Genomic DNA, 5,815 nt, shown 5'->3' with positions numbered 1-5,815 from the left:
GGGGCGGCGGCCCGGACCCCGAGCTGCTGGTGCTGTGGTCGAACGCCGGGATCGCCTCGATCACCCGCCACGACCCGTCGTCGGGCGCGCGTCGGGGTGAGCTCCGACTGCCGGCCGAGGGCGTGGTCACGGAGCTGACCTTCGGTGACGGCGGCGACGAGGCGTGGTTCACCTACTCCGACCGCGTGACCCCCGAGACCGTGTACCGCTACCGCGCCGGGAGCGCCGAGGTCGGGCCGTGGCGAGGTGCCGCCGCGGTCGACGTGCCCGACGTCGTCGTCACCACCGAGGTGTTCCACTCGGCCGACGGGACACCGGTGCGGTTGTTGTTGGTGCGACCGGGGGACGCGCCGCCCGGACCTCTACCCACAGTGCTCCAGGGCTACGGCGCCTTCGGGATCTCGCAGGTGCCCGACTACTACGCGGCGGCCCTGGCGTGGGCGCGGCGGGGCGGGTTGTTCGCCGTGGCGTGCGGCCGCGGGGGCGGCGAGCACGGCGAGGAGTGGCACTGGGCGGGCGCGCGCGAGCACAAGCAGCGGGGGATCACCGACTTCGTGTCCGCCGCCGAGCACCTGGTGGCTTCCGGGCACGCCGCGCCGGACGCACTGGGCGCGTTCGGCCAGAGCGCCGGCGGCCTTCTGGTGGCGGCCGCGATGGTCCGACGGCCGGACCTGTTCGCGGCGGTCGCCTGCGCCGCGGCGCCGCTCGACATGGCGCGCTACGAACTGACCGGCCTGGGTCCGCAGTGGGTGGAGGAGTTCGGTTCCCGGAACAATCCGGACGAACTCGGCTGGCTGCTGGGTTATTCGCCGTACCACCGGCTGCGGAACTCGGTTGATTACCCGGCGGTACTGTTCGCCACCTTCGAACAGGACACCCGGGTGGATTCCGCCCACTCCCGCAAGATGTGCGCCGCCGTGCAGGGCGCGACGGCGTCCGGCGCACCCGTGCTGCTCCGCCGGGACCTGCGCGGCGGGCACGGCGAACGCGACCGGAGCGGCCGACTGGCCTACTTCGCGGATGTGTTGACCTTCTTCGACGACCGGCTCAATCACCGTCCGTGACCGCGGGTGGGCGGCTCGACCGGGCGGCTATTCGTAGTGCGGGCGAATTGCATCCATCGCTGAAGAAATGGCGGCGGTACGGCAGGCGGGTGACGTCACTTGTCCGTCGGTATTCGCGTGCTAGTTTCTGACTCGTCACTTTGAACATCGCGATTGGTGGTGATTCGGATGATCAAGAAGTCGACGAAGAAGTACAGCACGGCGGCCGGCGCGAGCAAGGGCTGATCAGTGCCGTGAGGCTGTGGGGGTGCGTTTTCGCGCCCCCACGGCCCGTCGGTCGTCCGGCGGGTGAATCGCCGGGAGAATCGCTGCGACAAAGTCTGCGAAATGCACACAGGAAGGCGTTCGCCATGCCGCGTCCCGCGCTCAAGGTCAGCATTCCCTATTTCGTGGCGGACGGCGGCGTACATTTCCGCATGGGCGGCGAGCTGACGTCGCTGGAAGAGACCGACGGCCGCGTGCAGGCGCTGCTGGAGCTGCTGGACGGCACGCGGGAGCCCGACCGGGTGCACCACGACCTCGCGGCCCGGTTCCCGGACGTGACGCGCGCGGACGTCGACGACGCGCTGGCCGCGCTCGACGAGAGCGGGCTCGTCCAGGACGCCACCGACGAGGGTGGCGACTTCACCGCCGACCACCGCGAGCGCTGGTCCAACAACCTCGGCTTCTTCGAGACCTACGCCTCGCTGTCGCGGTCGAAGTACGACTTCCAGCGCCGCATCAGGGACGCCAAGGTCGGCGTGCTCGGCGTCGGCGGGATCGGGTCGCACGTGTTCATCGACCTCGTCGCCATCGGCTTCGAGGACATCCGCATCCTCGACTTCGACCGGATCGAGGTCTCCAACTTCAACCGCCAGATCATCTACGGCGAGCCGGACGTCGGCCGGGTCAAGGTCGAGGTCGCCGCCGAACGGGCCAGGGCCCTCAACAGCAACGTGCGGGTGAGCACCATCCAGAAGAAGCTCACCTCCGCCGACGACGTCTACGAGGCGGTGCACGACCGCGACGTGGTGATCGCCGTGGTCGACCGGCCGAAGGTGCACGTCATGCACTGGCTCAACGAGGGCTGCGTCCGCGCGGGCACGGTGCTCATCGGCGGCGGCGTGGACACCCAGCGGGCGTTCCACTACAGCGTGGTGCCGGGCCTCAGCGGCTGCCTGGAGTGCTGGTACCGGTCGGTCCAGGACAACGACCCCACCTCACGGATGGTGCAGGGCGTCCTGGACGACATCGACCGCGAGGGCGGTGCGTTCGGCGAGGACACGGCGGCGTTCAACGGCCTGGTCGCCATGGACGCGAGCCTGATGGTGGGCGAGATGGTCCGCTTCACCAGCCGCGTCAGCCCGCCGCTGTCGATCGGCCGGATGCTGGGCCTGTCGTTCCACGACCCGCGGCTGGAGGAGTTCGAGTCCTGGAAGCGGTTGCCGGACTGCGCGGTGTGCGGGTCGACGCAGCCCGCCGAGTCAATGCGGTGGCTGGAGTCCGACGACCTGCGCCTCCCGTTCTGACCGGTCCGCCGAAGCACCACTGGAGCCGTCACGTGACCACCGTTCCACCGGGCGCAGCGCTGCGACTGGCGTTCCTCGTCTCGACCGTCGGTGACTGGGTGTACCGGCTCGCCGTGCCGATGCTCGTGCTCCAGGTGACCGGCTCGGCCGTGTCCACGGCCATCGCCTACGTCCTGGAGTTCGTGCCGTACATCGCGATCGGCCTGGTGTCCGGCGTGGTGGCCGACCGGGCGGACCGGCGGGTGATCCTCGTCGTGTGCGACACGATCTCCTGCGTCTTCGCGCTCGGGGTCGCGGCGATCACGCTGATGGACGAGCCGTCCCTGCCGCTGCTGTACGCCTGCGCGTTCCTGCTCGCGTGCGTCCGGCCGTTCTACTTCCCGGCGTTCCAGGGCTTCCTGGTCGACGTGGTGGCGGCCGACCGGCTCGCCAACGTCAACTCGTGGACGCAGACGGTGGAGAGCATCCTCGGGTTCACCGGCCCGGTCGTCGGCACGGTGCTGATCGCGGCGATGGGCGCGTCCACCGCCACGCTGGTCAACGCCGCCACGTTCTTCGTCTCGGCCGGCCTGGTGTTCACCATCGCCTACCGGCGGCCCGAACCCGCCGCCGGTGAGGGGACCACCACGGTCCGGGGGATGGGCCGGGACTTCGTCGCCGGCCTGCGCACGCTGTGGGCGACCCGACCGGTGCTGGCCGGGACCGTGCTGATGGCGGTGGCGAACCTGGCCGCGTTCGTCGTCGAGGGCAGCTTGTTCTACCTCGTGCTCAACGTCATGGACCTGCCGAGCATCGCGCTCGGCGTGGTCTTCGGCGCGCAGGGCCTCGGTGCCGTCCTCGGCGCCGTGCTGGCCCCGAAGCTCCTGGACCGCTTCCACACCGGGCTGCTGCTGTCGTGGGGCATGGGGTTGTCCGGTGCGGCCATGCTGGTCCCCGTCGTCGTGCCCACGTGGCTGGGCGTGGTCGTGGGGTGGGCCGTGGAGGGGGTCGCGACCTCCGTCATCGTGGTCACCTGGTTCACCGGCAGGCAGCGCCTCGTGCCGTCCGCGAGCATCGGCCGGGTGGCGGCCGTGGGCCGGGCGGTCGCGTACGCCACGATCCCCGTGGGCACGCTGCTGGGCAGCGTCCTGGTGACCGGCGAGGACACCACCCGCACCCTGTTCCTCGTGGCGGCGGCGATCCAGCTGGCCGTGTTCGTCGCCTGCCTGCTGTCCCCGCTCAAGGCGATGGACACCAGGTCCGCGCTCCCCGAGCCGGAGGAAGCGGCGCGCGACTGACCTCGTTCCCGGGGGTCCGCAGTGCCGGTGCCCCTTGCGGTTGACGAGTCCACCACGCGCGCCGAAGCTGTACCCGACCCCATGGGCCCGGTCGCGGGATCGCGCTCGACCGCCCACCGATCGTTCCGAGAGGTGCTCGATGCGCCAGTTGGCCGCCGTGCTCGGCGTGGCCGCCGTCGTCGTGGGGTTGGTCCCGGCGACCGCCGCCGCGACACCCGGCTCCGGGGTGACCGGCACGATCCTGTTGCAGCGGACCGTGGGCGACACGGACTACACGCTGCGGGAGGTCACCATCCAGCCCGGCGGGTACACGGGCTGGCACTTCCACGACGGCCCGCTGCGCGCCTACGTCAAGGCCGGGACGCTGACGCACAACAAGTCGGACTGCTCGCTGGACGGCGTCTACACCACCGGCCGGTTCTTCACCGAGGACTTCGGGCCGGACAACGTGCACATCGGCCGCAACCTCGGCACCACGCCGCTCGTGCTGGAAGTGCTGTACGCGCTGCCCGCGGGCAGCCCGCTGTCCGAGGACGCGCCCGACCCCGGCTGCGTGCTCGACCCCGCGGGGGGCTGACTCCCGACAGCTCGGTGTGTGGCGCTTTCCCCGCGGTAGGAGCAGGGTGGTGTCATGCCGTCCCCCGCAGGTCACCCAGCCGCGGAGCAGGGCGCTGCCGCACGGCGGGTGGCGGAGGACGTGGTCCGGCGTGCCGAGCTGTACGAGGCGGTCGGCATCGTGCGGGGCGGGGTCGGCGGCGGTGATCCGACGTCGGCCGACGAGCGCTTCTCCGCCCGGTACGACGACGCCCAGTGCACGGTGGAGGCCGCGCGGATGGCGGCGATCGTGGACGCGGCGGCCGAGGGCCGTGCCGACCCGGACTGGGGCGGTGGCTGGCTCGGCACCCCGGCACGTCGGTCGGTCGTGAACGGCCACGCCTGAGGTCGTGCCGGTGACGTCGGGGGAGTGCTAGCGCTCCGAGCACTCGCCCGCCGTCGAGGCGAGCGCGGCCGGGTCGAGGGAGCCGTCGATCAGCGCCCCGGTGACGTCGCGCACCGGGGTGCGACGGGCGACGGCGTGGTCCTGGATCAACGCGCGGGCCCGGTCGGTGTCGAGGTCGAGCGCGCCCGCGACCAGGCCGATCGCGTGGGCGATCCGGACCCGGTCGTTCATCGCGGTCAACGTCTGCTCGACCAGCCGGTCGACGCGCCGCGAGTCGCCTTCCTGCGCCGGCTCGAGGACGGTCAGGTCGGCCAAGGCGCGGGCCAGTTGCTCCTGCCACGGCTCCCAGGGCGCGGTCCTGGTGCAGAGGATGTTCAGCCCGCCGACCGCACGCCCGTTGAGGCGCATGGGGATGGCGTGGACGGCCCGGTACCCGGCGGTGGAGGCGGCGGAGGTGAACGCGGGCCAGCGCACCGGTTCCCCGTCCAGGTCGACGGCGCTGACCAGGGCGTCGCCCCGGATGCAGTCCACGCACGGCCCCTCGTCGATCTGCGACTGCAGCAGCTCGACGAACCGCGCCTGCTCGTCGGAGGCGGACACGACCTCGATCCCGCCCCGCGGGTCGACCAGCATCACGCCGGTGGCCGCGGCCCCGAGCAGCCGGGCGCAGGCGGCGGTGATCATGCGCAGCACCGTGTCGATGTCCTGGCCGTCGACCAACTCCGCCGTGATCCCGCTCAGCACGGCGGCGATCTGGTCCTGGACCCCTGGCACCCCGGCGCATACGGCCTGGCCGAGGCGCGGTGCTCGGTGGCGGGTCAGTCCGCGAGCCGGTCCAGGGGCAGGCGCCGCGCCAGCACGTCACGGGCGACGTCGAGCACCGACCTGCGGTGGGCGAACGCGTGCGCGCGCAGCCGCGCGGCGTACCGCCGCGGACGGATGCCGGGGCGTTCCGCGATCCACGGGGCGCTGACCGGGGTCCGCGCGGCCAGTTGGTGGGTCGTGACCACGCGCGCGGGGCGGGAC

6 protein-coding genes and 1 pseudogene are annotated in these 5,815 nt (G+C 72.1%); 5 read left to right on the top strand and 2 right to left on the bottom strand.

Annotation, left to right across the window (positions count from 1 at the left end):
• The 5 genes from AB0G02_RS26535 to AB0G02_RS26515 form a co-directional block, all read left to right on the top strand.
• Window positions 1-1,064: prolyl oligopeptidase family serine peptidase (locus AB0G02_RS26535; protein ID WP_360798627.1), on the top strand; the 1,064-nt coding region annotated here is incomplete at its 5' end.
• 350 nt (window positions 1,065-1,414) lie between these two features.
• Window positions 1,415-2,572, top strand: a complete 1,158-nt coding sequence (locus tag AB0G02_RS26530) for a ThiF family adenylyltransferase (protein WP_360798624.1) — start codon at window positions 1,415-1,417, stop codon at window positions 2,570-2,572.
• Between the two features lie 32 nt (window positions 2,573-2,604).
• Complete coding sequence (locus tag AB0G02_RS26525) at window positions 2,605-3,849, top strand: MFS transporter (protein WP_360798621.1); 1,245 nt, start codon at window positions 2,605-2,607, stop codon at window positions 3,847-3,849.
• Between the two features lie 139 nt (window positions 3,850-3,988).
• Window positions 3,989-4,426, top strand: a complete 438-nt coding sequence (locus AB0G02_RS26520; RefSeq protein WP_360798618.1) for a cupin — start codon at window positions 3,989-3,991, stop codon at window positions 4,424-4,426.
• A 54-nt stretch (window positions 4,427-4,480) separates the two neighbouring features.
• The gene (locus tag AB0G02_RS26515) at window positions 4,481-4,789 is read left to right on the top strand and encodes a hypothetical protein (protein WP_360798615.1); all 309 of its coding nucleotides are present in this window, start codon (window positions 4,481-4,483) and stop codon (window positions 4,787-4,789) included.
• A gap of 27 nt (window positions 4,790-4,816) precedes the next feature.
• Here AB0G02_RS26515 and AB0G02_RS26510 read toward each other — a convergent pair whose 3' ends face one another.
• Both AB0G02_RS26510 and AB0G02_RS26505 read right to left on the bottom strand, forming a co-directional pair.
• Window positions 4,817-5,563 (bottom strand): GAF and ANTAR domain-containing protein, encoded by a 747-nt coding sequence (locus AB0G02_RS26510; RefSeq protein WP_360798612.1) that lies wholly within the window; start codon window positions 5,561-5,563, stop codon window positions 4,817-4,819.
• Window positions 5,564-5,607: 44 nt separating this feature from the next.
• Window positions 5,608-5,815: pseudogene (locus AB0G02_RS26505) on the bottom strand (hypothetical protein); the annotation flags it as partial.

The sequence above is a fragment of the Actinosynnema sp. NPDC023658 genome (assembly GCF_040639995.1).
Lineage (GTDB): Bacteria > Actinomycetota > Actinomycetes > Mycobacteriales > Pseudonocardiaceae > Actinosynnema.
The sequence above is the reverse complement of the archived record's forward strand: the minus strand, read 5'-3'. Positions and strand labels throughout refer to the sequence as shown.

Coding starts and splice junctions, on each gene's coding strand:
- AB0G02_RS26530 (WP_360798624.1), top strand. CDS start 1,415: ATGCCGCGTCCCGCGCTCAAGGTCAGCATTCCCTATTTCGTGGCGGAC.
- AB0G02_RS26520 (WP_360798618.1), top strand. CDS start 3,989: ATGCGCCAGTTGGCCGCCGTGCTCGGCGTGGCCGCCGTCGTCGTGGGG.
- AB0G02_RS26515 (WP_360798615.1), top strand. CDS start 4,481: ATGCCGTCCCCCGCAGGTCACCCAGCCGCGGAGCAGGGCGCTGCCGCA.